The sequence below is a fragment of the Gordonia marina genome (genome assembly GCF_052036135.1).
Classification (GTDB): domain Bacteria; phylum Actinomycetota; class Actinomycetes; order Mycobacteriales; family Mycobacteriaceae; genus Gordonia.
This window is the reverse complement of record NZ_JBPSDN010000021.1, coordinates 50,811-73,677: the sequence shown is the minus strand read 5'-3', so window position 1 is coordinate 73,677 and position 22,867 is coordinate 50,811. Positions and strand designations below refer to the sequence as shown.

Sequence of the window (22,867 nt, the reverse complement as noted above, 5' to 3'; positions counted from 1 at the left end):
CCGACCGCGATCTCCGTCCGGTCCGCCACCGTCAACATCATCCGTCCCAGCCCCACCCAGGGTCTCCTACCGCGCTACCCGCAACCCCTCGTGGCCTGCAGTGTTGCTACGACGGTATGACACCGCCCTATGGACTGAGTATGGCTGGCGTGGCCACATTTCATGGCAAACAAGAGGCGAAGATCATTGCCGAGGAGCGCTTCTTGCGAAAGATCGCAAGCTGAGAGGCGCCGTGCACGCCTGGTGGCCTGACGGCCACGGTGTGGTGGTCAGGCTGCCCGGTACGTGCCCCTGATGAGGTGCACGGCGGTGGTCTCGATGGAGATGTCGGTAGGGGTCTCGACTTCGCTCGACCAGCGTGAGTCGGGCGGTCCGCTGGCGCCGAGGCGGTGATTGACCGTCGGGGGCGGGGTGCGTTCTGCTTCCGGAACATCAGGTCCGACGCGGAGCTTGTCCGGATGGAACAGTGGATTGACGATCCACGGCCCGGCCCGGCCGACCGGGCGCCAGCCGCCGCGGCCTTTGTCGGGGCCGTCGGTGAGGACGGTGGATTCCCAATCCCCGGGCTGTTTGCCGTTCCAGCGGTTGTGTGTGCCGCAGGCGCCGCCGAGGTGGTCGATGTCGGTGGGGCCGCCGTCTTGCCAGTCGGGCATGTGGTGCATCTCGCACTGGGTGAACGGGCGGGTGCAGCCCGGTGCGGTGCATCCGCGGTCGCGGGCGAACACGGCGAGGCGCTGTGCCCGCGACGCCAACCGATGCGCCCGGCCCAAGTAGAGGGGCTGCCCGGTGGCCTTCGAGAAGACGGCCAGGTGCGGGACGGAGTCGGCGGCGATCTTCACCAGATCTGACACCGGCATCCGCGTGCCGGTCGCGGTCCAGGCGATCCCGGCCTGCCGGGCCAAGTCCTCATCGGTCACGGTAACCACGATCTGATTGCGCAGATTCCCCGGCTTCACGGACGAGAACTGCGCGTTCGCCCACGCCAGCAATGCCAGCAGCGCGTCGTGCTGGCGGCGGCCCAGGAGTCGGGTGTCGCGTTCAGCCGCCGCGGCCAGGACAGCCGGGTCAAGGCCGGGCTGATCGGCCGCCCCGTGGGGAGAGTCCGGATCGTCGGGGTTGTTCATGCCGGGGGCGGCCCACTGGGTGAACATGACCTCGAACTCGGCGCGCAACTGCGGGGTCATCCGCGCCTGCACCGCACTCATCAGCTGCCGGTCCTGTGCGGAGAGCCGGAATTTCGCCTGCCGCCGGCGGTCCTTGTCATCGGCCAACGTGCCGTCGGGGTCGAGGTGAGCCAGGATCCGGTTCCCGACCATCGTCAGCCCGGACGGGGACAGGGTGCGGGCGGCCGCGGCGAGCATGACCTCGGCCCTGTCCCGTTCGGCAGGGTCGACCGACCAGGGAATCTTGTCCATCACCTCCTCGATCACCATCACGTGCGCCTCGCCGATCGCTCCGTCGGCCACCGCGCGTGCGGTTTCCGGGAATACCGGATCGCGGCGCTGCCCGGTCAACTCAGTGAACGAGCCGATCCCGGCCGCCGTCACACGCCGTCGCTTGGACTGACAGTCCCCGAGTCGCAGGCCCTGGGTGAGTAGTTGGTGCATGGTGTTGTAGCCGGCCCGCCGGTACACGCCACGATCGGAGATCTCCACGAACAGCGCGGCGTCGACGGCCACACCTTTGCGGCGGGCCTGTTCGCGCGATTCCAGCAGATCGAGAAGCCCATCCTCCGACAGCGCCCCCAGCGGTGCGCCCGCCAGCGACTCCTCGGCGGCATCGATCACCGCCACCAACTCGGCCGGCGCCAAACCGGCCAGGACACCGCGCGCATCGAACGAATCGTCGCCATACATCACGGGTCTCCTTTCCGGCCGAGTCGAGGATGGTTCTTCTCTTACCGCCAGAATACGCACACCGTGATGTGTATTCAACAGTCGTCTAGAACTTACTTTCGAGTACGAGTCGCCGACTCCAGAGAGCTGGAAGGAATCGAATTCAGCCGCTGTCGCCGCAGCGGCACCCGCCGCCTATTCGGAGTCTTGCTGTACTCGTCTCGTATGTTCGCTTCAGATGGTGAGTGCGTTTGCCGCCACCGTGGCGAGCGGTGCTGCCGAATCGCGCACAGTCGCTGTCCGCTCATCCCGCACAACCCGAGCCGGGAGCGCCTCGAGGAGCCCCGCTCCCTCGCCGACTACCATTAGGGTGATTCACGAGCGGGCGGGTGCCGTCCGCGATCGTCAGGCGAGATCTCGCCGGGGAGGAGCAGCGGACAGGTGAGCCCGACTACGTCCGATTCCACCGGCCGGCTGCCGTTGGAGGGCGCCGAGGGGCCGGCGCTCGGGCCGACCGGGCGGCCGTACCGCGACATCCCCGACCCTCGTCCGCTGGATCGTCACGGCCCGGCGAAGATCGTCGCCGTCTGCAACCAGAAGGGCGGCGTCGGCAAGACGACGTCGACCATCAACCTGGGCGCCGCGCTGGCCGAGGCGGGCCGGCGGGTGCTGCTGGTCGACCTCGATCCGCAGGGGGCGCTGTCGGCGGGTCTGGGAGTGCCGCACCACGAACTCGACCTGACCGTGCACAACCTGCTGGTGGCGCCCTATGCGGCCACCGACGACGTGCTGCTCGGCACCCGCGTGGACGGCCTCGACCTGCTGCCCTCGAACATCGACCTCTCGGCCGCGGAGATCCAGCTGGTCAGCGAGGTCGGCCGCGAGCAGGCGCTCGCCCGGGCGCTGCACCCGGTGGCCGACCGGTACGACTACATCCTCATCGACTGCCAGCCGTCGCTCGGCCTGCTGACCGTCAACGCGCTGGCCTGCGCCGACAACGTGCTGATCCCGATGGAATGCGAGTACTTCAGCCTCCGCGGTCTGGCGTTGCTGACGGACACGATCGACAAGGTGCACGACCGGCTCAATCCGCGCCTGACGCTCGGCGGCATCCTCGTCACCATGTTCGACGCCCGCACGCTGCACTCGCGCGAGGTGATGGCCCGGGTGGTCGAGGTGTTCGGCGACGCCGTCTTCGACACCGTGATCAACCGCACGGTCCGTTTCCCGGAGACCTCGGTCGCCGGCGAACCGATCACCTCGTGGGCGCCGAAATCGACTGGTGCGCAGGCGTATCGGGATCTGGCCCGCGAGGTCATCGCCCGCAACGAGACGTAGGCGTGTCGACGCAGGCGCCGTTCGAGGTGAAGCTCACCAACTTCACCGGCCCGTTCGATCTGCTGCTCAACCTGATCAGTCAGCACCGGCTCGACGTCACCGAGGTGGCCCTGCACGTCGTCACCGACGACTTCATCGCCTACACCAAGGCTCTCGGTCCCGACGCCGATCTGGAGCAGACCACCGAGTTCCTGGTGATCGCGGCGACGCTCCTCGATCTGAAAGCGGCCCGTCTGCTGCCGTCGGGACAGGTCGACGACCCCGAAGACCTCGCGCTGCTCGAAGCCCGCGATCTGCTGTTCGCGCGGCTGCTCCAGTACCGCGCCTACAAGCAGGTCGCGGCGCTCTTCGCTGAGCTGGAAGCGACTGCGCTGCAACGGTATCCGCGTGCGGTGTCGCTCGAAGCCCGCTACTCCGATCTGCTTCCGGAGGTGGAGCTGGGTGTCGACGTGGCGCGGTTCGCCGAGATCGCGGCGGCCGCGATGGCGCCGAAGCCCAAACCGACCGTCGGCCTCGACCACCTGCACGGCTCCAAGGTCTCGGTGCCCGAACAGGCCAAGCGGGTGAGCGTCCTGCTGCGCGCCGCGCGGGGCGGGATGCTGACCTTCGGGCAGCTGGTCGCCGACTGCGCCGACGGCATCGAGGTGGTCGCGAGCTTCCTCGGGCTCCTGGAGCTGTACCGGGAGCGTGCGGTGACCTTCGAGCAGGAGGAGGCGCTCGGCGTGCTCCGCGTCGGCTGGACGGGCGACGCCGACGAGACCGACATCGAGAAGGCGATCGAGAAGGCCGAGGACTACGGGTGAACGAGCAACTGGACCACGACCCCACCATCGACGACGAGGGGAGTCGCATCCTCGACGACGATCACCTGCGCGGCGCGCTGGAAGCTGTTCTGCTGGTGGTGGATTCGCCGATCTCGACCGAGGAGCTGGCCACCGTCGTCGATCAGGACCGCGTGCGGGTACGCACCATGCTCAAGCGGATCGCGGACGAGCTCACCGAGTCCGGCAGCGGCATCGATCTGCGCTACGCGGGCGACGGATGGCGCTACTACACGCGTTCGGAGTACGCGCCGTACGTCGAGAATCTGCTGCTCGACGGCGCACGCAGCAAGTTGACCCGGGCGGCGCTGGAGACGCTCGCCGTGGTCGCCTACCGCCAGCCCGTCACCCGCGCGCGGGTCAGCGCCATCCGGGGAGTGAACGTCGACGGCGTGATGCGGACGCTGCTGGCCCGCGGCCTCATCAATGAGGCGGGCACCGACCCGCAGACCACGGCGACCACGTACGAGACCACCGAACTCTTCCTGGAACGGCTCGGGCTCGCGTCGCTGACCGAACTGCCCGACCTGGCGCCGCTGCTGCCCGACGTCGACGTGATCGACGACCTCGGGGAGGAACTCCTGGACGATCCGCGATTCGCCAAGCTGAGTGCTCAGGCGGCACAATCAGACGTGGACACCTCGGCGGAGGTCCTGCGCGACGCCGACGGGGAATGACACACAACTGAAGGATTTTCACTATGGGAACCGCTAGCCGAGACGGCAGACCGGGACAGGGTGACGGCGATCGTCGTGCCCGCTCTGCCGGTGACAAAGGGAAGAAACCGGCCGGAAAGAAGCCGGGCAAGCCGGCCGCCGGGAAGAAAGCCGCAGGTAAGGGCGCCGGAGTCAAGCGCGGCGCGCAGACTCCGTCGAGCCGCAAACCGCATCGCAAGGGTTCACGACCGGACGTCGCCTCCGGCCGGATCCGCCTGAACAACGCCAAACCCGCCCGCCACCAGGTCGCCGAGGTCGACGCCGACGGGGCGACGTACGTCGCCGACGGCATGCGGCTGCAGAAGGTGCTCGCCGCGGCGGGTGTCGCCTCCCGGCGTGGCGCCGAGGAACTGATCGCCGCCGGGCGCGTCGAGGTCGACGGCCAGATCGTCGTCGAGCAGGGCCTGCGCATCGATCCGAACACCGCGATCATCAAGGTCGACGGCGCGCGCGTGGTGATCGACGAGACCAAGCAGTACCTGGCGCTGAACAAGCCGAGGGGCATGCAGTCGACCATGAGCGACGAGGAGGGCCGGCCGTGCATCGGTGATCTGGTCGCCGAGCGCGTCATGAGTGGGCAGCGACTGTTCCACGTCGGACGGCTCGACGCCGAGACCGAGGGCCTGATCCTGCTCACCAACGACGGCGAGCTGGCGCACCGGCTGATGCATCCGTCGTACGAGGTCCCCAAGACCTACCTCGCCACCGTGCGCGGCCAGCTCCCGCGCGGCGTCGGCCGCGCGCTGCGCGACGGCATCGAACTGGACGACGGCCCCGCCTACGTCGACGAGTTCGCGGTGCTGGAGGTGCACGAGGGCCGCACCCTGCTGCGGCTGGTGCTGCACGAGGGGCGCAAGCGGATCGTGCGACGGCTGCTCGCCGAGGTCGGGTTCCCGGTGCAGCGTCTGGTGCGCACCGACATCGGCCCGATCGCACTGGGCAACCAGCGGCCCGGCAGCATGCGCGCGCTCGACTCGAAGGAGATCGGGGCACTGTACAAGGCGGTGGGAATGTGACCGCGGCGATGACCGACAGCGTGGACGTGGTCGCGATCGACGGCCCGGCGGGCACCGGCAAATCGACGGTGGCGGGCCGGCTCGCCGAGCGCGTGGGCGCCCACTACCTCGACACCGGCGCCATGTACCGCGCGGCCACCCTGGCCGCGCTCCGGGCGGGCGTCGCGCCCGATGACGACGACCGAGTCGCCGAGGTGGTCTCCGGGAGCCGGATCCGGCTCGACGAGGGCCCGGCCGGCGAGACCGTCGTCTGGCTCGGCGACGACGACGTTTCGCGGGAGATCCGTACCGACGAGGTGACCGCCGCGGTGTCGGCGGTCTCGGCGAATCCCGTCGTGCGCGAGAAGCTCGTCGCGCTGCAGCGGGCACACGCGGACACGTCGTTCCTGGTGGTCGAGGGCCGCGACATCGGCACCGTCGTCTTCCCGAACGCCGCGCTGAAGGTGTTCCTGACGGCCACCCCGGAGGCGCGCGCGGAGCGTCGTCACCGGCAGAACCTGGCGGCCGGCCGGCCCAGCGACCTCGCCGAGGTGCTGGCCAGCGTCAACCGCCGCGACCATCTGGACTCCACCCGCGCGGTGAGCCCGCTGCGGCCCGCGGACGACGCGGTGCACGTGGACACCAGTGACCTGACCCTGAATCAAGTGCTCGACCGGCTGACGGAGCTCGTCGGCGAGCGGATCGGAGTGCGCGATGTCTGACGAGAACTTCGGCGACGACGTCGTCGACGACGCCCAGAACCACGAGGACACCGGCGGCCACGACGGCGACGGTTACGACGGCGACGGCACCTGGAGTGACGAGTCGGAGTGGGATCTCTCGGACTTCCTCTCCGATGAAGACGCCGAACTGCAGGAGACGCTGCCGGTGGTGGCCATCGTCGGGCGGCCGAACGTCGGCAAGTCGACGCTGGTGAACCGGATCCTGGGGCGGCGCGAGGCCGTCGTCGAGGACATTCCAGGCGTCACGCGGGACCGGGTGTCGTACCCGGCGAACTGGACCGGCAAGCGGTTCATGGTGACCGACACCGGCGGCTGGGAGCCCGACGCGAAGGGGCTCCAGCAGTCGATCAGCGCGCAGGCCGAGTACGCGATGCGGTCGGCCGACGTGATCGTGCTGGTGGTCGACGCGACCGTCGGTGCCACGGCGACCGACGAGGCCGTCGCCCGCACGCTGCGCCGCTCCAAGGCGCCGGTGATCCTGGCCGCCAACAAGGTCGACAGCGAACGCGCCGAGGCCGACGCCGCGGTGCTGTGGTCGCTGGGGCTGGGGGAGCCGCAGATGATCTCGGCGTCGCACGGCCGCGGAACGGGCGACCTGCTCGATCTGATCCTGGCGAAGCTGCCGGAGAAGCCGCGCGAGCTGAACCCGGCCGGTGGTCCGCGCCGGATCGCGCTGGTCGGCAAGCCGAACGTAGGCAAGAGCTCGCTGCTGAATCGTCTTGCCGGAGAAGAACGTTCGGTGGTCGACAACGTCGCCGGCACCACCGTCGACCCCGTCGACGAGCTGATCGAGATGGACGGGAAGTGGTGGCAGTTCGTCGACACGGCCGGTCTGCGGCGCAAGGTGCGCACGGCGAGCGGGCACGAGTACTACGCGTCGCTGCGCACGCGCGCGGCGCTCGACTCGGCCGAGCTGGCACTGCTGCTGATCGACGCGAGCCAGCCGATCACCGAGCAGGATCTGCGGGTGCTGTCGATGATCGTCGACAGCGGGCGCGCACTGGTGGTCGTGTTCAACAAGTGGGACCTGGTCGACGAGGATCGCCGCTACATCCTGGAGAAGGAGATCGACCGGGAGTTGTCGCGCGTGCCGTGGGCTCGGCGGGTCAACATCTCGGCGACGACGGGTCGTGCGGTGCAGAAGCTGGTGCCGGCGATGGAGCAGGCGCTGGAGTCGTGGGACAAGCGGATCCCGACCGGCAAGCTGAACAACTGGCTCAAGGAGATCATCGCCGCGACACCGCCGCCGGTGCGCGGTGGGCGCCAGCCGCGGGTGATGTTCGCGACGCAGGCCGCGACGCGCCCGCCGACCTTCGTGCTGTTCACGACTGGCTTCCTGGAGGCCGGTTACCGGCGGTTCCTGGAGCGGCGGCTGCGCGAGGAGTTCGGCTTCGACGGTTCCCCGGTGCGGATCAATGTGCGGGTGCGCGACAAGCGGGAGCGCCGCAAGTAGCGGCTTCCCCGCCGCACCGGGTACCGGTGCGCCTGTGCGATACTTCCCGCCATGGACATCGGCTTCTTCATCATCGGAATCCTCCTGTGGGGCATGCTCATCGGCGCGGCGGCCCAGTGGATTCTGGGCGTCAACAAGCCGTCGACGATCAACTGGGGCATGGCCCTCGGTTCGGGTGTGATCGGCTCGTTCGTCGGCGGTGCGCTCGGCAGCCTGATCGCCGGCGAGGGCTTCCATTTCCGCCCGAGCGGCATCATCGGCTCGCTGATCGGCGCCCTCATCGTGACCCTGATCTGGGTGTGGATCGACCGTCGCAAGGGCGATTCGTGATCCGGCGGGGTCGTGCGCTAATGTAGTCATCGCTCCCGCAGGGGAGCGTCCCCGCGAGGGGAAACGGGCTGTGGCGCAGCTTGGTAGCGCACTTGACTGGGGGTCAAGTGGTCGCAGGTTCAAATCCTGTCAGCCCGACCAGAACATACAGGTCAGACCGCCTCTCCGGCATCACCGGGGAGGCGGTCTTTCGCATCGCTCACCGGAAACCCGTCCGAAACGGATGAGCACATCCGGCGTCGTCCGCACGTCCGATCTTCAACCGGGCTGGCGTACTCGGATGGTGCTGGCCAGGTAGCGCCAGCGCCATCCAGCTACGGCGGGAGAGTGGAGAGGCGCCAGCGTCCTCGGGCGGCTCAGTCGCGCGGCGACTGGTCTCCCAGATAGTCGGGATCGTCGACCAGGGTGTCGATGTGCACGCCCAGGAGCCGCCCGGCGTCGTCGTAGGTGGCGACCACCGGGTAGAAGCCGTCGCCCCAGCCCGAATGCGTCAGCACGACGTTCTCGCCGTTCTGTGCGCCCGGCATGACGATGTTCGCCGAACCCGCCACGAGATGTTCGGCGGAGTCCATCAGGGCGAACCAGGAGTCCGGGCGCCCGGTGTCGAACACGGCGTCGTACCAGTCGCCGTCCGGCATGCAGCGAGCGACGGCCGCGGCGTCGGTGAACGCGACGGTTCCGGCGTCGACGCCGACCCCGTAGTACTCGCCCGCGGGCGCCGGTGCCCGGCCCTCGGGCACGACGAACTCGATGCGGGCCGGGGTGCCCTCGGCGACGATCACGCTCAAGTGGCTCTCCCGGAGGTGACTGCCGTCTTGCGCGTCGCTGACGTCGACGACGGTGACGGACACCGGGTAGGTCCCCGGCGGCACCGCGACGACGAGTCCTTCGCCGAGGCCGACGTAGGGGTCGCTGGCTTCCAGGCGGCCGCTGGGAACGTGGAGTTCGCCGAGGGGGACGACGGTGTGCTCGCGGCCGCCGAAGCGCCCGGCGCGCAGGGCATGGAACTGGTCCGGATTCATGATCGGCGACGCTACCGGAGGGGGCCGACATCGCGTCTGGACGCCCGTCGCGCGGTTAGGGTGAGACGATGTTCGACGCTGAGCGGGACCCGGCGGTGGTGGAGTTGGGGATCTTCGTCACCGGTGCGCCGGAGATCGCCTGGCGGGCGCTGACCGAGCCTGACTCGATCGCGCGCTGGCTGGCGCCGACGATCGGGTTCGCGCCCGCGGTGGGCACGACCTTCATCGTGCAGGTTCCGGTGCCGGGCAAGCCGGCCGCCGAGATGTCGTGCCAGGTGGTCGCGGCCGACGAACAGCGGCAACTCACCTACAGCTGGACCGATCTGCGCGGGGAGCCGCTGCTGCGGTGGCTGGTCGACTGGCAGTTGCGGCCGCAGGGAAGGGGGACGCGGGTGCTCCTCCATATGAGTGGCTTCGACGTGACCGATCGCCGCCAGAAGATGGCCCGCAACGCGGTCGAGCGCGGCTGGAACAACACTGTCCTGCCGAAGCTCGCCGCTGAGATCGACGCCCTCGGCGCGGGCTCAACGGAGTGAGCCCGCGCGGGCGCGGGCTCAGCCGTCCGCTCGTCGTCGTGTCGTGTGCAGGGCTGCGACGGCGGTGCCCGCGGCGAGCACGATGACGGCGCCGACGAAGATCAGCCCGGCCCGGCGCAGGCCGAGGGGCTCGGCGAGCAGGCCGACGCCGATCGCTGGGACGGCCAGCATCATGTAGAGCCCGGCGAAGAACGACGACGACACCTCCCCGCGATGCTCCGGCGGGACCTGCTCCACGGTCGTCGCGAGGCCGGCGTTGAGGCACACGCCGCCGGAGATTCCGAGGACCAGTGCCGCGGCGAGGAGGGGCCACAGCGTGATGATGCCGAGGGCCGTCGCGAGCAGGGTCGCGGCGACGATCAGACCGGCACAGCCCGCGGGGACCGCTGTCTGCGGGCGCAGACGGCGCGCGATGAGTTGGCCCGCCGCCATCGCGGCGAAGGCGAGAAAGACCACGAATCCGGCCAGGGAATGGCTGTGCAGCCCCAGGTCTCTGGCGAGGAACAGCGCCGACACGGCAGTGAGCACGCCGGTGACCGCGAAGCCGGTTCCGGCGGCGAGAACGGCGCGGGTGAACGCCCCGCGGATCGAGTGGGGGACGCGCAGGCGCCGCGGACGGATCCGTAGCCGACCGCAGTCGGTGGGCGCCGGGGCCCATGCGAAAAGGCCGGCGAGGGCGATCAGACACAGCACGACATACACCGCGAAGGGCGAGATGAGCGGGTGTGGCGCGACGTCGGCCAGCACGCCGGCAAACAGTGTTCCGAGGGCGAGTCCGCCGGTGTTGGCGGCCACGGCGAGGGTGCCGCCGAGTGCCTTCTTTCCGGCCGGGAAGAGATCGATGACCGCGGCGGTGCCGGTGCCGCTCATCAGCCCGGCGGCCAGACCGGACACCACCCGCGCGACGATCAGCAGCGCCACCGACCGCGGCAGCAGGAAGAGCAGCGCGCTGAGCAGAGCGAGACCGACGGCGAGGAGGAGTACGGGACGGCGCCCGACGTCGTCGGAAAGCCTCCCGAACAGGGAGAGTGCTCCGACGACGCCGAGGGCGTAGACGGCGAAGAGGACGGTCACCATCAGCGGTGAGAACGCCATCTCGGCCGCGTAGAGGGAGTAGAGGGGTGTCGGGATGGTCGTGCCCATCATGGTGACCAGGAAAGCGAAGGCGGTGGCGGCGACGGCCGCGCGTGCGGAGGTGCGGCCCGGTGGGCCGGCGACGTCGAGGGTGGTCATGGAGGCTCCGTTTCAGAATTATTAGACATAGTGTCTCGTTAAAGGTATCGCATTACGTGACAATGTGTCTCGTAATGAACGTCACGCGCCCGAGATACGCCGGGACCCACGTCCGGCGCTGGGTAGGGTCGGGGCATGGGAGAAGCCATGCAGGCGGCCGGTCGTCCGCGCAGCGAGCAGGCCAGGCTCGCGGTACTGCGGGCCGTCGACGACATGCTCGTCGAACACGGATACGCGGCGATGACCATGAAGGGGATCGCCGAACGCGCCGGCGTCGGCCGCCAGACCGTGTATCGGTGGTGGTCGTCGAAGGCGGAGATTCTGCTCGAAGCGAGCGCTGCCGACGCCGCGCGTGAACTCGCCGTCGTGCCGCAGGCCGATCCCGTCGCCGAGGTGGCGGCATTCCTCGCCGGTCTGTCCGCCTTCCTGACCTCGTCCGACGCGGGGCTCGCCTATCGCGCGCTACTCGGCGAGGCGCAGCACGACGCGACGGTCGCCCGGCTCTTGCGGGGTAGCGACATCCTCGGTGACGCAGCCCGGGCGGTGGTGGGTCGCCTGATCGTGCGCGGGACGCTGTCCGGTGATCCGGAGGTGTTAGCGGCCGAGTTGGTCGGACCGACGCTGTACCGGATCCTCGCGGGCGGTGAGCCCGTGGACGACGCCGAGTCGCGGCGGATGGCCGGGCGATTCCTGCGCTGAGCGCTCCCCAGACGGTGGAGCGGCCGTGTCAACCGTATGCCGTGGGAGGTCGACCGGAGCGCGTATCGGCAGGTGGGTGGTCGCGACGCTGTCAGTTCTCCGGTGTGCTGGCGAATCTGGACTACGCGGGTCAGGTAGCGCCAGCGGCGTCCAGATTCGGCAGCGGGCTCCAGCGACGCCGGCGCCGTCGGCCGGGAGCCTCGACCGGGCAGGAAGGCTCGGTCGGCCTGAGCCGTGCCCGGCTGCCGTAAGGTGAGCCGCATGAACATGTCGAAGGTCGTTTTCGGCTTCTTCGTGTTGCTCGCCGCGACGCTGAACTTCGGGTTCGTCATCGGCGACCTCTCCGATCGCAACGAGCACAGCATTTACGAACTGTTCGCGGCGATCACCGTCAGCCTCATCGCGACGGTGCTGAAGTTCGGGGACCGGACGCAGCTCGGCGCGGTCCATCTGGCGACGAGTCTGGTCGCCGACCTCCAGTTGCTGGCGGCCGTGGTGGTGTGGGTGATCGCGCAGCAGGTCAGCACCCACGGTCTGACGTCGGGCGCGGTGGCCAGCGTCGTGTCGCTGGCGGCCGGTGCGCTGCTGGCCAACCTGGTCTCGGTGACCCTGCTGGTGGTCGAGACGGTCACCTTCCACCGCGGCTGATCGGCCGTGGTCACCAAGCGGCACCCACCGCGACGCCGGACGAGGGAGTCGGCCCGCAAGTACGAGGATCCGACCTCGGCCACCGTCTTCGTCGTGCTCCGGCGCATGCGGGCGCCGCTCATCACGCTGATCGTCGTCTTCGCGATCGGGGTGGTCGGCCTCAGCCTGATCCCCGGGCGCGACGAACTCGGCCACACGGTGCACCTCACCCTGTTCGACGCCTTCTACGTGATGAGCTACACCGCGACCACGATCGGCTTCGGCGAGACGCCGTGGCCGTTCACGATCGCGCAGCGACTGTGGGTCACCGCGTGCATCTTCATGACGGTGCTCGGCTGGGCGTATCTGGTGGGCACGCTCCTGTCGCTGGTGCAGGACCGCGGATTCCGTCAGGTCCGGGCCCGGCACCGGTTCAGTCGCCAGGTGATGCGGATCCGCGAACCGTTCCTCCTGGTCGCCGGTTACGGCCGGGCCGGGGAGGTGCTGGTTCGCGCGTTCGATGCGATGGCGCAGCAGGTGGTGGTGATCGATCCGAGCGCCGAGCGGATCGACGAACTCGATCTCGGCTCGTTCCGCACCGAGGTGCCCGGGCTGGCCGCGGACGCCGGCGACCCGGCGCAGCTGCGGCTCGCCGGCATCGATCACCCGTGCTGCGCCGGGGTGCTCGCCCTGACCGGCGACGATCAGGTGAATCTGGCGGTCACCATGGCGGCGGCGCTGCTGCGGCCCGACCTTCCGGTGATCTCGCACACCATCGTCGGTTCGACGGCCGAACAGATGCGGGCCTTCGGCACCCCGACGGTGATCGATCCGTTCGAGCGATTCGGCGACCACCTGCGACTCTCCCTGCACTCACCGGCCGGATACCAGCTGCTCACCTGGCTCGAAGCCGGTCCCGGTGCCGAACTGCCCGAACGGGGCCGGACCCCGCCGCCCGGACGGTGGGTGGTCTGCGGATACGGCCGATTCGGTCACGAACTGACGCGCTACCTCCGGGAGATCGGCGTCGAGATGACGGTGATCGACGCCCGCGACATCGCCGACCTCGACAGCGGCAGCGGCATCCAGGTGATCACCGGCGATGCCAGCGAGCCCGCCGTCCTGGCGCAGGCGCACCTGGACACCGCGGTCGGTCTCGTCGCCGGCACCGACGACGACGTCGCCAACCTGTCCATCCTGGCCGGTGCGCGTAAGCGCAACCCCGAGCTCTTCCTCGCCGGGCGACAGAACCGGCCCACCAGCGCGGAGTTGTTCGACGCGATGAACCTCGATGCACTGCTGGTGCCCAGCGACGTCGTCGCGCACGAGGCGTACGCGCGTATCAGCTCACCGCTGCTGTCGCGCTTCCTGCGGCACATCCCGGCCGAGAACGAGAAGTGGGCCGCCGACCTGATCTCCCGGCTCGTCAACGAATGCGGGCGCACCCTGCCCGCGCTGTGGAAGATCCACCTCGACGACGACCGCGCGCCCGCGATCGTCGGCCGGCTGAGTTCGGGCGAGGTGTGCCTCGGCGACCTCCTGCGTCGTCCCGAGGACCGGACGCGGCGGCTGCACATCGTGCCGGTGCTGCTCCTGCGGTCGGACGGCACCGAGATCGCGGCACCGCCGATGGACACGCGTCTGGAGCCGGGCGACGAACTCCTCCTGGCCGGCAGCGGCCGGGAACGGAGGGGCGTCGAGTCGACGCTCGTGGTCGACGTCACCGCCGCATACGTGCTCGGCGGGGAGCGCCTGCGCCGCGGGCCCCGGATACCCGCCGCATGGCGCCGCCGGCCCTCGGAGGACGACGTTTAGGAACGTCTAGAACGAATCGCCGACGCAGAGCGTCGAGACGATCCGGCTGGTCTCGCCGGTGGCGGAGGTGGCGCGCGCGGTGGCGGCGTCGGACGCCGCCGAACGGGTCCCGGCGGTGGCCGTGTAGTACGCCGACGAGCCGCTCGTGACGTGCGCGACGGCCGCGCAGCCCGAGCTGAACGTCGAATACCCCCACGACTCGTTGAAGCCGTAGTTCGCGGCGGCGCCGAGCAGGGCGTCCTGGCTCGGGTAGTCCTTGAACCGCACCACCCGGCCCTGCGGGCTCACCACCAGACCCCACACGCCGGCGGGCTCCTCGGTGGAGGTGGTGGTCGAGGTGAGCGTCGTGGTGCTCGGGGCCGGGGCCGGCGACGGGGTACCGGAGCTTCGCGAATTCGCGAGATAGAGCGCACCGGCCACCACCCCGACGCTGAGCAGGATCGCGAGGACCGCGAGCACGACGGTCGTCGACGACGACCTCGAGCGCGGCGTGCGAGCGGGAACACGGGCCGGCGCCGGTGGGGCGGGTCTCGGCGGGGGAGGCGCCGGCGCGGTGAACGGCCTGGTCCCGCGCGGCGGCGGCGCGGAGGGCGCGGCCGGCGGCGGGACGAGCGGCACCGGGGCCACCCGCGTCGGCGGGCGTATCGACGCGGGTTCGCCGCCCGTGGTGAGGGCGGCGGCGAACGCCGCGCACGACGGATAGCGCTGCTCCGGCTCCTTGGCCAGGGCGCGTGCGAAGACCGGATCGAGTCCGGCCAGCTCGGGGGCCAGGCTGCTGATCGGCGGCGGGGTGTCGTTGAGCTGTGCCGACAGCAGCGCCGCGGTGGACAGTCCCGCGAACGGCGGCCGCCCGGTCAGCAACTCGTAGGCGGTGCAGGCGAGCGAATACTGGTCGGCGGCCGGCACGTCGCGCTGCCCGCGGACCGTCTCCGGCGCCGAATAGGTGAGCGTGCCCACGAACGAGTCGGCGGCGGTCAGCGAGGTGGCGCCGGCCAGCCGGGCGATGCCGAAGTCGAGGACGGTCACCCGGTCGATCGCCCCGGTATCGGTGCGCCCGACCTGCACGTTGGCCGGCTTGACGTCGCGGTGGACCACGCCGCGGCGATGCGCGTAGTCGAGGGCGTCGCCCGCCTGCCGGACGATCTCGCGGACCTCGGGAAGCGGCAGCCGCCCGGCCCCGGCGAGATCGTTCCCGGCGAGGAACTGCATGGTGAACCACGGGATGCCGTCGGTGATCCCGTGGTGATAGACGGTCACGATTCCCGGATGGTCCAGCGACGCCACGGTGCGGGCCTCGGCGGCGAAACGCGCGGCGAAGTCGCCGTGCGCGTCGACCGTCAGCACCTTCAGCGCCTCCCGCCGGTCGAGATGCGGGTTGCGGACGAGGAACACGGTGCCCATCCCGCCGCGCCCCAGCAGCGAGAGCACGTCGTATCCGGCGAAGACACCACCCGGGACCGGACCGGTCATCGACTCTCACCTCCTCGTCCTGCGCCGGCGGCCGACGCCGACGGTTCACGCCGCATGGTATCCGGCGGCTCCGACTTCGGTGAGAACGGTAGGGTGGCGCGGTGACACCGATCCGGGGCGCCCTGCTGGTGGGCGGGACGTCGAGCGACGCCGGGAAGAGCCTGGTGACCGCCGGACTGTGCCGCTCCCTGGCACGCCGGGGCGTCCGCGTCGCCCCGTTCAAGGCGCAGAACATGTCGAACAATTCGGCGGTCACCCTCGACGGCGGTGAGATCGGCCGCGCCCAGGCGCTACAGGCGGCCGCCTGCGGGCTCGAGCCGGATACCCGATTCAACCCGGTTCTCCTCAAGCCCGGCAGCGACCGCCGGTCCCAGGTGGTGGTCCGCGGCCGCGCGGTCGGCGACGTCGGGGCCGGTGACTACCAGACCTGGCGGGCTCGTCTCGCCGACCTCGTCCACGACGAATTGTCTTCTCTCCGAAGCGAATTCGACGTCGTGATCGCCGAAGGGGCGGGTTCGATCGCGGAGATCAACCTCCGCGCGAACGACCTGGCGAACCTCGGCCTGGCCCAGCGCGCACGACTCCCCGTCCTCGTGGTGGCCGACATCGATCGTGGCGGCGCACTGGCCGGGCTCTTCGGCACCACCGCGGTGCTCGACCCCGCCGATCAGGAACTCGTCGCCGGGTACGTGATCAACAAGTTCCGCGGCGACCCGGCGATCCTGGCGCCGGGACTGGACATGCTCCGCGAGCGCACCGGTCGGCCCACCCTCGGCGTGCTGCCGTTCCATCCGGACATCTGGATCGACGCCGAGGACTCGCTCGCCAGCCCGGTCGGCCGCCGCGTCGGCCCCCCGGCCGCCGGACACCGGGACGCCACCCTCACCGTCGCCGCGATCCGGCTGCCTCGCGTCTCGAACGCCACCGACGTCGAGGCGCTCGGCTGCGAACCCGGCGTCGATGTGACCTGGGCCGATGACCCGGCCGCCGTGGCCGCCGCCGACCTCGCGGTGCTGCCGGGCACCCGCGCCACCGTGGACGACCTGCGCTGGCTCCGCGAGCGCGGCCTCGACGCCGCGCTCGCGCGCCGCGCCGCGCAGGGCCGCCCGGTACTCGGCATCTGCGGCGGCTTCCAGATGCTCGGACGCACCATCGACGACGACGTCGAATCGCGCGCCGGCACCGTCGACGGGCTGGGCCTGCTCGATGTCGCCATCGCCTTCCACCCGGACAAGACGCTGCGCCGGTTCACCGGTGACGACGGCCGGAACCCTGTGCGCGGCTACGAGATCCACCACGGCCGGGTGGTGCGGTCGGCGGAGACCCCGTGGTTGCGCGACGACACGCTCGGCCCCGAGGGCGCGCGCCGCGGCGCGGTCTACGGCACGCACTGCCACGGACTGCTGGAGAGCGACGACTTCCGCCGGGCCTTTCTGACCGAGATCGCGTCGGTGGCCGGCAAACCGGGCTTCGTGCCCGAGCCCGGCCTGCGCGTGACCGCCGTCCGCGAGAACCAGCTCGATCTGCTCGCCGATCTGGTTGACGAACATCTCGACATGTCGGCTGTGCAACGGTTGCTCACAGATGGCGTACCGGCGCTGCCGCGCGTCCTAAGCTGGCTGTCGTGGAATCCGAGCACCTGAAGGTAGAACACGACGGCCTGACGTTCGACGTGCACCGCAGCGGCCCGCCCCGCGGACCGTGGGTGGTGCTGCTGCACGGCTTCCCGGTCGACTCGTCCTGCTATGACGCGGTGCTGCCGCGCGTGCACGACGCCGGCCTGCGGACCCTCACCATCGATCAGCGCGGATACAGCCCGGGCGCGCGCCCGGAGGCCGTCGACGACTACCGGCTGGACCGGCTGGCCGGCGACGTCCTCGGCGTCCTCGGCCACTTGAACATCGCGTACTCGATGCTGGTCGGCCACGACTGGGGCGGCATCGTCGCCTGGCAGCTGGCGGCCAAGCACCCGGAGCGGTTCACCAGCCTGGTCGCGGTCAGCACCGGCCACCCGTCGGCGATGGCCGATGCCCTCGCGCTCGGTGACGATCAGCGGACACGGTCGTCGTACATCAAGGACTTCATCGCCGAGGGCGCCGAGGAGACGCTGACCGCCCGCGGCGGCGTCCTGTTGCGCCGTGCGGGGCTGTCCGCCGACGAGGTGAAGCCGCTGCTGGAGCCGGGCAGGCTGGCCGGGCCGCTCGGCTGGTACCGGGCCAACTTCACCGGGAACATCGCCGAGACGCTGAAATGCCCGCCGGTGGAGATCCCGACCACCATGCTGTGGAGCGACGGCGACGCGGCGCTGGGTCGTGACCAGGCCGAACTCTCCGGCCGCTACGTGTACGGCGACTACCGGTTCTCCGAGCTGCACGGCGTGGACCACTGGATTCCGCAGCGCGCGCCGGAGGCCGTCGCCAGCGAGATCGCGCTGCGCTCCGCGCTGTTCTGACCGGTCAGCCCAGGACCGTGAAGCCCGGGGCGAGGCCGTCGCGCCCGGTCATCGCCCGCAGTACGGTGACCGCCCGGCCGGGTTCGGCCAGTGCGGCCGCCAGTTCGATCGCCCGCGGGGCCGCCCGCAGCAGATCGGGCCCGGGCTCGAGTCCGAGGGCGCTCGTCAGGTCCAGCGAGTGCACGGTCAATTCGAAGGCGCGGGTCGGCAGATAGTCGATCAGGCGCATCGGGCCGACGGGGGAGAGCAACGGCGCGTCGTCGGGCAGCACCGGCACGAGATCGCCGACGCGATCGGCGATGGTGAGGGCCGCACCGACCGGATCGTCGCCCAGATCGAGACCGGCCGCGACGCCGCGCGCCGCGACCGCGGCGGGGTCGCCGACCGAAGCGAACGCGGCCCGGAAGTAGGCGATCGGGCCGTCCAGGACACTCTCCGGGTCGATCGAAACCCCTTCTGCCGCGGCGAGATACGACTCGATGGTCAGGAAGGCCCGGCACGTGTGACCGAGAAGGGAACGCACCGTCCAGTCGCCGAGTCCCGGATCGTCGAGCCGGGCCGGGTCCAGGCGGCCGATCGTGTCGCGGAAGCCGGCGGCGGAGCCGTCGAACCAGCCCCGGATCTCCTTCGTCGAGATCGGCATCTCAGTCCAGTTCGAGCCCGAGGAGGGCGTTCTCCAGCACCTCGGGGAGCGCCGGGTGGATCCAGTACTGGCCGCGGGCCATGTCCGCGACGCCGAGGCCGAAACTCATCGCCTGGATCACCGGCTGGATGATCGACGACGCCTGCGGGCCCAGAATGTGCGCCCCGAGCAGGAGCCCGGTGTCGCGGTCGGCGATCACCTTGCAGAACCCGGTGGTGTCCTCCATCGCCCAGCCGTAGGCGACGTCGCCGTACGCCTGCACCTTGACCGCGATCCGGTGACCGGCCGCCACGGCCTCTGTCTCGGTGAGGCCGACGGCCGCGATCTGCGGGTGGGTGAACACCGCGGCGGGTACGGCGGTGTGCATGAACGACGCGAGATCCGGTGCGTCCCAGCCCTTCAGCAGGTTCTCCTGCACGGTGCGCTGCTCCTGGTTCGCCACGTGCTTCAGCTGATACGGAGAGCTCACATCACCGAGCGCCCACACCCCGCGCGCGGGGGTGCGGCCGTGAGCATCGGTCGGTACGCGGCCGTCGGAGGTGAGTTCCATCCCGATGGTGTCCAGGCCGAGCCGGTCGCCGTTGGGGGTGCGGCCGGTCGCGACCAGGAGGACGTCGACGTCCAGGTCGTCGCCGGAGGCGAAGCCCAGCCGGATCTCGCCGGAAGGCAGCTCGCTGACGGTCGAGCAGGTCTCGTCGAGCTGAACGTCCCACTGCCGCTGCGCGATCGCGGTGAAGCGGGCGCTGATCTCCGCGTCGAGCTTGCGCAGCAGCGCCGGCCCGCGGGCGATCACCGTGACCTGCGTGCCGAGGGCGCCGAAGACGTGCGCGAACTCCGCCGCGATGTAGCCGCTGCCGACGATCGCCATCCGCCGGGGGAGTTCGGGGAGCCGCATGACGTTGTCGTTGGTGTAGTAGCGGACACCCGAGCGCGCGATCGGTTCGGGGATCTCCGGCCGCGCACCGGCGGCGATCACCACCTCCGTGGCGAGCACGACGTCGCCGGCGGCGGTGACCAGGCGATAGCGGCCGGTCGCGTCGTCACGGCCGTCGAACACCACGTGCGAGGAATAGACGGTGATGTTGGGGCAGTCCTCCTCGCGGTAGCGCCGCCCGCCCGCCGAGATCGGGTCGATCCGGCCGAAGACGCGGGCGACCAGCTCGGGCCAGCGCACCCCGTCGAAGGTCGCCTCCACGTCGTAGGCGGCCGCCGATCTGATCTCGGCCGCGACATCCGCCGCGTAGACGAACATCTTGGTCGGGATGCAGCCCACGTTCAGGCAGGTGCCGCCGTAGATGCTCTCCTCGAAGATCGCGATCGAGAGGCCGTCGAAGCGCTCGTCGGGGATCGAATTGCCGCTTCCGGTGCCGATGATGGCCAGATCGGTCAGCTGCGGGCTGCTCATGCGTCGGTCTCCTCGGTGGTGGCGGCGGGGTCGATCTCGTGGCGCATCCAGTCGCCGACCGCCTCGTAAGCGAGTTCACGGGGCACGGACTTGGACAGGAAGGCGTCGTGCCGGGCGCCGGGGATCACCACCGACAGCACCCGCCGGCCGAGGAACGGCGCCCAGCGGGCCATGTGGCTCACGTCGAGCACACAGTCGGCGGTGTCGACGGCGACGTCGTACGACGACGAGAAGTGCGACTTGTCCGAGCGCAGCACCAGCACCGGCACGCCGACATCGATCCCGTCGTGAATCGTGAACTGGCCCTGGCGGATCGCGTTGAGCCAGCCGAAAGTGACCGGGAAGCCGCCGAGCGGTTTGCGCTCCAGGTCGTACGACCACTCGCCGCCCGAGTCGACGTGCAGGCTCTCGCCGTACGACGACGACAACTCGCGCGGCACCTCCGCCTTCGGGCGCACCTTGGCGATCGCGGCCACCACCCGGGCGAGCGGGCGGGTCCGCAGCACGGCCTCACCCTGCATGTCGAGCCACGGGGCGTTGAGCAGGAGGCCGGCGATGCGGTCGTGTCGTGCCGGGTCGGTCTCCCGGAGCCGGTCGAGCCACAGCGGGGTCACCAGGCCGCCGGTGGAGTGCCCGGCGACCACGACGCGGACCGGCGCGCCGGCCGCGCTCAGCTCATCGGTGATCACGTCCAGCGCCAGGGTCAGCTCCTCGTCGTACACGGCGAGATCGGTGGTGAAGTGCGGCTGATGATGGGCGGCCAGTGAACGGCCGCATTTGCGCAGGTCGAGTCCGTAGAAGGCGTAGCCGAGGCCGTCGAAGTAGTCGGCCAGCTCCTCCTGGAAGAAGTAGTCGGTGAAGCCGTGGACGTAGAGCACCGCGCCGCGGGAGGCCCGCGCGCGGCCGGGCCGGCGGATCAGGGTGGCGCTGATCGGGTCCTCGCCGTCCGGGTCGGGACCGAGCGGGAGCGTCAGCAGCTCGTAGTGGTCGAGGAATTGGTCGGGACGCCAGACGTGCTCGTGGGCGAGCTCGGAAGACTTCGGGGAGGTCACACCGTAGAGCTTAGATGCCTGTGCCGCGTGTCGTGCATCGCACAAAGGCACCTCCGATTCGGGCGGTCAGCGCGTCATGGTGGACAATGACGAACGATGAGCGGACCCGAACCGGGGCGGCCGCGCGGACGGAAGTGAGCTTGACGTGTCCCAGAAGGTGATCAAGACGGACGTGGCGCTGGTCGGCGCCGGCATCATGAGCGCCACGCTCGGTGCCCTGCTGCGGCAGCTGGAGCCGAACTGGACGATCAGCCTGTTCGAGCGTCTCGACGCCGCGGCCGCGGAGAGCAGTGATCCGTGGAACAACGCGGGCACCGGTCACTCGGCGCTCTGCGAGCTGAACTACACCCCGATGGGTGACGACGGCGCGATCGACATCACCAAGGCGCTGAGCATCAACGAGCAGTTCCAGCAGTCGCGCCAGTTCTGGGCGTACGGCGTGGACAACGGTGTGCTCGGCGCGCCCGACGAGTTCATCAACCCGATCCCGCACGTGAGCTTCTGTCACGGCGATGCCGGCGTCGACTACCTGGCCAAGCGGCACGCCGCCCTCGCCGGTCAGACCCTGTTCGAGGGTATGGAGTACATCACCGACGAGGCCGAGTTCGCCGAGCGGCTCCCGCTGATGGCCGCCGGCCGCACCTACGAGGGTGATCCGGTCGCGCTCAACTGGTACACCGAGGGCACCGACGTCGACTTCGGTGCGCTGACCCAGCAGCTGCTGAACTACGTGGGCCGCGACGCGCAGCTGTACTTCGGCCACGAGGTGCGCAACCTGTCCAAGCAGTCCGACGGCAGCTGGGTGGTCAAGGTCCGCAACGTGCGCACCGGCGAGGTGCTGCGGGTCGAGGCCAAGTTCGTCTTCATCGGCGCCGGCGGCGGTGCGCTGCACCTGCTGCAGAAGTCCGGTATCCCGGAGGCCAAGGGCTTCGGCGGCTTCCCGGTCTCCGGCCAGTTCTTCCGCTGCACCAATCCCGAGCTGATCGCCGAGCATTCGGCCAAGGTGTACGGCCAGGCCGCCGTCGGTGCCCCGCCGATGTCGGTGCCGCACTTGGACACCCGCGTGATCAACCACGACAAGGGTCTGCTGTTCGGCCCCTATGCCGGCTGGTCGCCCAAGTTCCTCAAGACCGGCGGCGTGATGGATCTGCCGAAGTCGGTGAAGCCGGGCAACCTGCTCCCGATGATGTCGATCGCGCCGAAGGAGTTCGGCCTGCTCAAGTACCTGATCGGCGAGCTCGCCGCGTCGTCGGCCGACCGCGTGAAGACGTTGCAGGAGTTCGTCCCGCGCGCCACCGGCGGCGACTGGGAGATGATCACCGCGGGTCAGCGCGTGCAGGTGATCCGGGCCACCGGCAACAAGGGCAACCTCGAATTCGGCACCGCCGTGGTGGCCGCCGCGGACGGCACCATCGCCGGTCTGCTCGGTGCGTCGCCGGGCGCGTCGACCGCCGTGCCGGCCATGCTGAACGTGCTGAAGCAGTGCTTCGGCGACCGCTTCGACGGCTGGACGCCGAAGCTGACCGAGATGATCCCGTCGTTCGGCCAGAAGCTCAACGACAACCCGGCGCTGTTCCGCCAGATGTGGGACTGGACCAACCGCAGCCTCGAGCTCACCGGCCCCGGCCGGCACGTCGCGCCGGAGGGCGCCGGCCGCCACGAGGCCGCCGAGCAGGCCTGAG

At 70.2% G+C, this 22,867-nt stretch carries 21 protein-coding genes and 1 tRNA gene; 15 read left to right on the top strand and 7 right to left on the bottom strand.

Going from position 1 to position 22,867, the window contains the following annotated elements; genetic code table 11:
- Nucleotides 1–269: 269 nt before the first annotated feature.
- A complete protein-coding gene (locus ACSEEN_RS14195) occupies nucleotides 270–1,856 on the bottom strand; it encodes an HNH endonuclease signature motif containing protein (RefSeq protein ID WP_440713511.1) in 1,587 nt (528 codons plus the stop codon).
- Nucleotides 1,857–2,309: 453 nt separating this feature from the next.
- Here ACSEEN_RS14195 and ACSEEN_RS14190 point away from each other — a divergent pair, with 453 nt between their 5' ends.
- From ACSEEN_RS14190 to ACSEEN_RS14155, 8 genes are all read left to right on the top strand, one after another.
- Complete coding sequence (locus tag ACSEEN_RS14190) at nucleotides 2,310–3,173, top strand: ParA family protein (protein ID WP_440713513.1); 864 nt, start codon at nucleotides 2,310–2,312, stop codon at nucleotides 3,171–3,173.
- A 2-nt stretch (nucleotides 3,174–3,175) separates the two neighbouring features.
- A complete protein-coding gene (locus ACSEEN_RS14185) occupies nucleotides 3,176–3,976 on the top strand; it encodes a segregation and condensation protein A (protein ID WP_440713510.1) in 801 nt (266 codons plus the stop codon).
- On the top strand, nucleotides 3,973–4,671 hold the full coding sequence (scpB, locus tag ACSEEN_RS14180) for an SMC-Scp complex subunit ScpB (RefSeq protein WP_247863879.1): 699 nt from the start codon (nucleotides 3,973–3,975) through the stop codon (nucleotides 4,669–4,671). Before ACSEEN_RS14185 ends, scpB begins: the two co-directional genes overlap by 4 nt.
- A gap of 23 nt (nucleotides 4,672–4,694) precedes the next feature.
- Complete coding sequence (locus tag ACSEEN_RS14175; RefSeq protein WP_440713509.1) at nucleotides 4,695–5,726, top strand: pseudouridine synthase; 1,032 nt, start codon at nucleotides 4,695–4,697, stop codon at nucleotides 5,724–5,726.
- Nucleotides 5,727–5,734: 8 nt separating this feature from the next.
- The gene (gene cmk, locus ACSEEN_RS14170; protein ID WP_298441513.1) at nucleotides 5,735–6,427 is read left to right on the top strand and encodes a (d)CMP kinase; all 693 of its coding nucleotides are present in this window, start codon (nucleotides 5,735–5,737) and stop codon (nucleotides 6,425–6,427) included.
- The gene (der, locus tag ACSEEN_RS14165) at nucleotides 6,420–7,901 is read left to right on the top strand and encodes a ribosome biogenesis GTPase Der (protein WP_247863876.1); all 1,482 of its coding nucleotides are present in this window, start codon (nucleotides 6,420–6,422) and stop codon (nucleotides 7,899–7,901) included. The genes cmk and der overlap by 8 nt, the downstream gene beginning before the upstream one ends.
- A gap of 51 nt (nucleotides 7,902–7,952) precedes the next feature.
- On the top strand, nucleotides 7,953–8,231 hold the full coding sequence (locus tag ACSEEN_RS14160; protein WP_247863875.1) for a GlsB/YeaQ/YmgE family stress response membrane protein: 279 nt from the start codon (nucleotides 7,953–7,955) through the stop codon (nucleotides 8,229–8,231).
- 64 nt (nucleotides 8,232–8,295) lie between these two features.
- Nucleotides 8,296–8,372, top strand: a tRNA-Pro gene (locus ACSEEN_RS14155).
- A 215-nt stretch (nucleotides 8,373–8,587) separates the two neighbouring features.
- On the opposite strand, the gene ACSEEN_RS14150 is transcribed toward ACSEEN_RS14155, so the two are convergent.
- Nucleotides 8,588–9,253 (bottom strand): DUF4241 domain-containing protein, encoded by a 666-nt coding sequence (locus ACSEEN_RS14150; RefSeq protein ID WP_440713508.1) that lies wholly within the window; start codon nucleotides 9,251–9,253, stop codon nucleotides 8,588–8,590.
- Between the two features lie 68 nt (nucleotides 9,254–9,321).
- Between ACSEEN_RS14150 and ACSEEN_RS14145 the strand changes: the two genes are divergently transcribed.
- On the top strand, nucleotides 9,322–9,789 hold the full coding sequence (locus ACSEEN_RS14145) for an SRPBCC family protein (RefSeq protein ID WP_440713507.1): 468 nt from the start codon (nucleotides 9,322–9,324) through the stop codon (nucleotides 9,787–9,789).
- A gap of 18 nt (nucleotides 9,790–9,807) precedes the next feature.
- Here the strand turns inward: ACSEEN_RS14145 and ACSEEN_RS14140 are convergent, their stop codons facing one another.
- Nucleotides 9,808–11,022 (bottom strand): MFS transporter, encoded by a 1,215-nt coding sequence (locus ACSEEN_RS14140; RefSeq protein WP_440713506.1) that lies wholly within the window; start codon nucleotides 11,020–11,022, stop codon nucleotides 9,808–9,810.
- 135 nt (nucleotides 11,023–11,157) lie between these two features.
- Between ACSEEN_RS14140 and ACSEEN_RS14135 the strand changes: the two genes are divergently transcribed.
- The 3 genes from ACSEEN_RS14135 to ACSEEN_RS14125 all read left to right on the top strand — a co-directional run bounded on the left by ACSEEN_RS14135 (nucleotide 11,158) and on the right by ACSEEN_RS14125 (nucleotide 14,163).
- Entirely contained in the window at nucleotides 11,158–11,721 is a 564-nt protein-coding gene (locus ACSEEN_RS14135) for a TetR/AcrR family transcriptional regulator (protein WP_440713505.1), read from the top strand.
- Nucleotides 11,722–11,982: 261 nt separating this feature from the next.
- A complete protein-coding gene (locus ACSEEN_RS14130) occupies nucleotides 11,983–12,369 on the top strand; it encodes a DUF6394 family protein (protein WP_440713504.1) in 387 nt (128 codons plus the stop codon).
- A 6-nt stretch (nucleotides 12,370–12,375) separates the two neighbouring features.
- Nucleotides 12,376–14,163, top strand: a complete 1,788-nt coding sequence (locus ACSEEN_RS14125) for a potassium channel family protein (RefSeq protein ID WP_440713503.1) — start codon at nucleotides 12,376–12,378, stop codon at nucleotides 14,161–14,163.
- 6 nt (nucleotides 14,164–14,169) lie between these two features.
- Here ACSEEN_RS14125 and ACSEEN_RS14120 read toward each other — a convergent pair whose 3' ends face one another.
- Nucleotides 14,170–15,633 carry a serine/threonine-protein kinase gene (locus ACSEEN_RS14120; RefSeq protein ID WP_440713502.1) on the bottom strand — a complete coding sequence of 488 codons (1,464 nt, stop codon included), beginning with the start codon at nucleotides 15,631–15,633 and terminating at the stop codon, nucleotides 14,170–14,172.
- A 101-nt stretch (nucleotides 15,634–15,734) separates the two neighbouring features.
- Here ACSEEN_RS14120 and ACSEEN_RS14115 point away from each other — a divergent pair, with 101 nt between their 5' ends.
- Both ACSEEN_RS14115 and ACSEEN_RS14110 read left to right on the top strand, forming a co-directional pair.
- Nucleotides 15,735–17,276: a cobyric acid synthase gene (locus ACSEEN_RS14115; protein WP_440713501.1), complete on the top strand. Its 1,542-nt coding sequence runs from the start codon at nucleotides 15,735–15,737 to the stop codon at nucleotides 17,274–17,276.
- A complete protein-coding gene (locus ACSEEN_RS14110) occupies nucleotides 17,258–18,085 on the top strand; it encodes an alpha/beta fold hydrolase (protein WP_247863863.1) in 828 nt (275 codons plus the stop codon). The genes ACSEEN_RS14115 and ACSEEN_RS14110 overlap by 19 nt, the downstream gene beginning before the upstream one ends.
- 4 nt (nucleotides 18,086–18,089) lie before the next feature.
- Here ACSEEN_RS14110 and ACSEEN_RS14105 read toward each other — a convergent pair whose 3' ends face one another.
- Genes ACSEEN_RS14105 through ACSEEN_RS14095 form a run of 3 tightly spaced genes read right to left on the bottom strand, consistent with a single transcriptional unit; the run spans nucleotide 18,090 to nucleotide 21,185 of the window.
- The gene (locus ACSEEN_RS14105) at nucleotides 18,090–18,728 is read right to left on the bottom strand and encodes a maleylpyruvate isomerase N-terminal domain-containing protein (protein WP_440713500.1); all 639 of its coding nucleotides are present in this window, start codon (nucleotides 18,726–18,728) and stop codon (nucleotides 18,090–18,092) included.
- 1 nt (nucleotide 18,729) lies between these two features.
- Nucleotides 18,730–20,133, bottom strand: coding sequence for a mycothione reductase (locus tag ACSEEN_RS14100; protein WP_440713499.1), 1,404 nt, complete (start codon nucleotides 20,131–20,133; stop codon nucleotides 18,730–18,732).
- Nucleotides 20,130–21,185: an alpha/beta hydrolase gene (locus tag ACSEEN_RS14095; RefSeq protein WP_247863860.1), complete on the bottom strand. Its 1,056-nt coding sequence runs from the start codon at nucleotides 21,183–21,185 to the stop codon at nucleotides 20,130–20,132. Before ACSEEN_RS14095 ends, ACSEEN_RS14100 begins: the two co-directional genes overlap by 4 nt.
- A 145-nt stretch (nucleotides 21,186–21,330) precedes the next feature.
- On the opposite strand from ACSEEN_RS14095, the gene mqo reads away from it, so the two are divergent.
- Entirely contained in the window at nucleotides 21,331–22,866 is a 1,536-nt protein-coding gene (gene mqo / locus ACSEEN_RS14090) for a malate dehydrogenase (quinone) (protein ID WP_283255215.1), read from the top strand.
- Nucleotide 22,867: the final 1 nt, after the last annotated feature.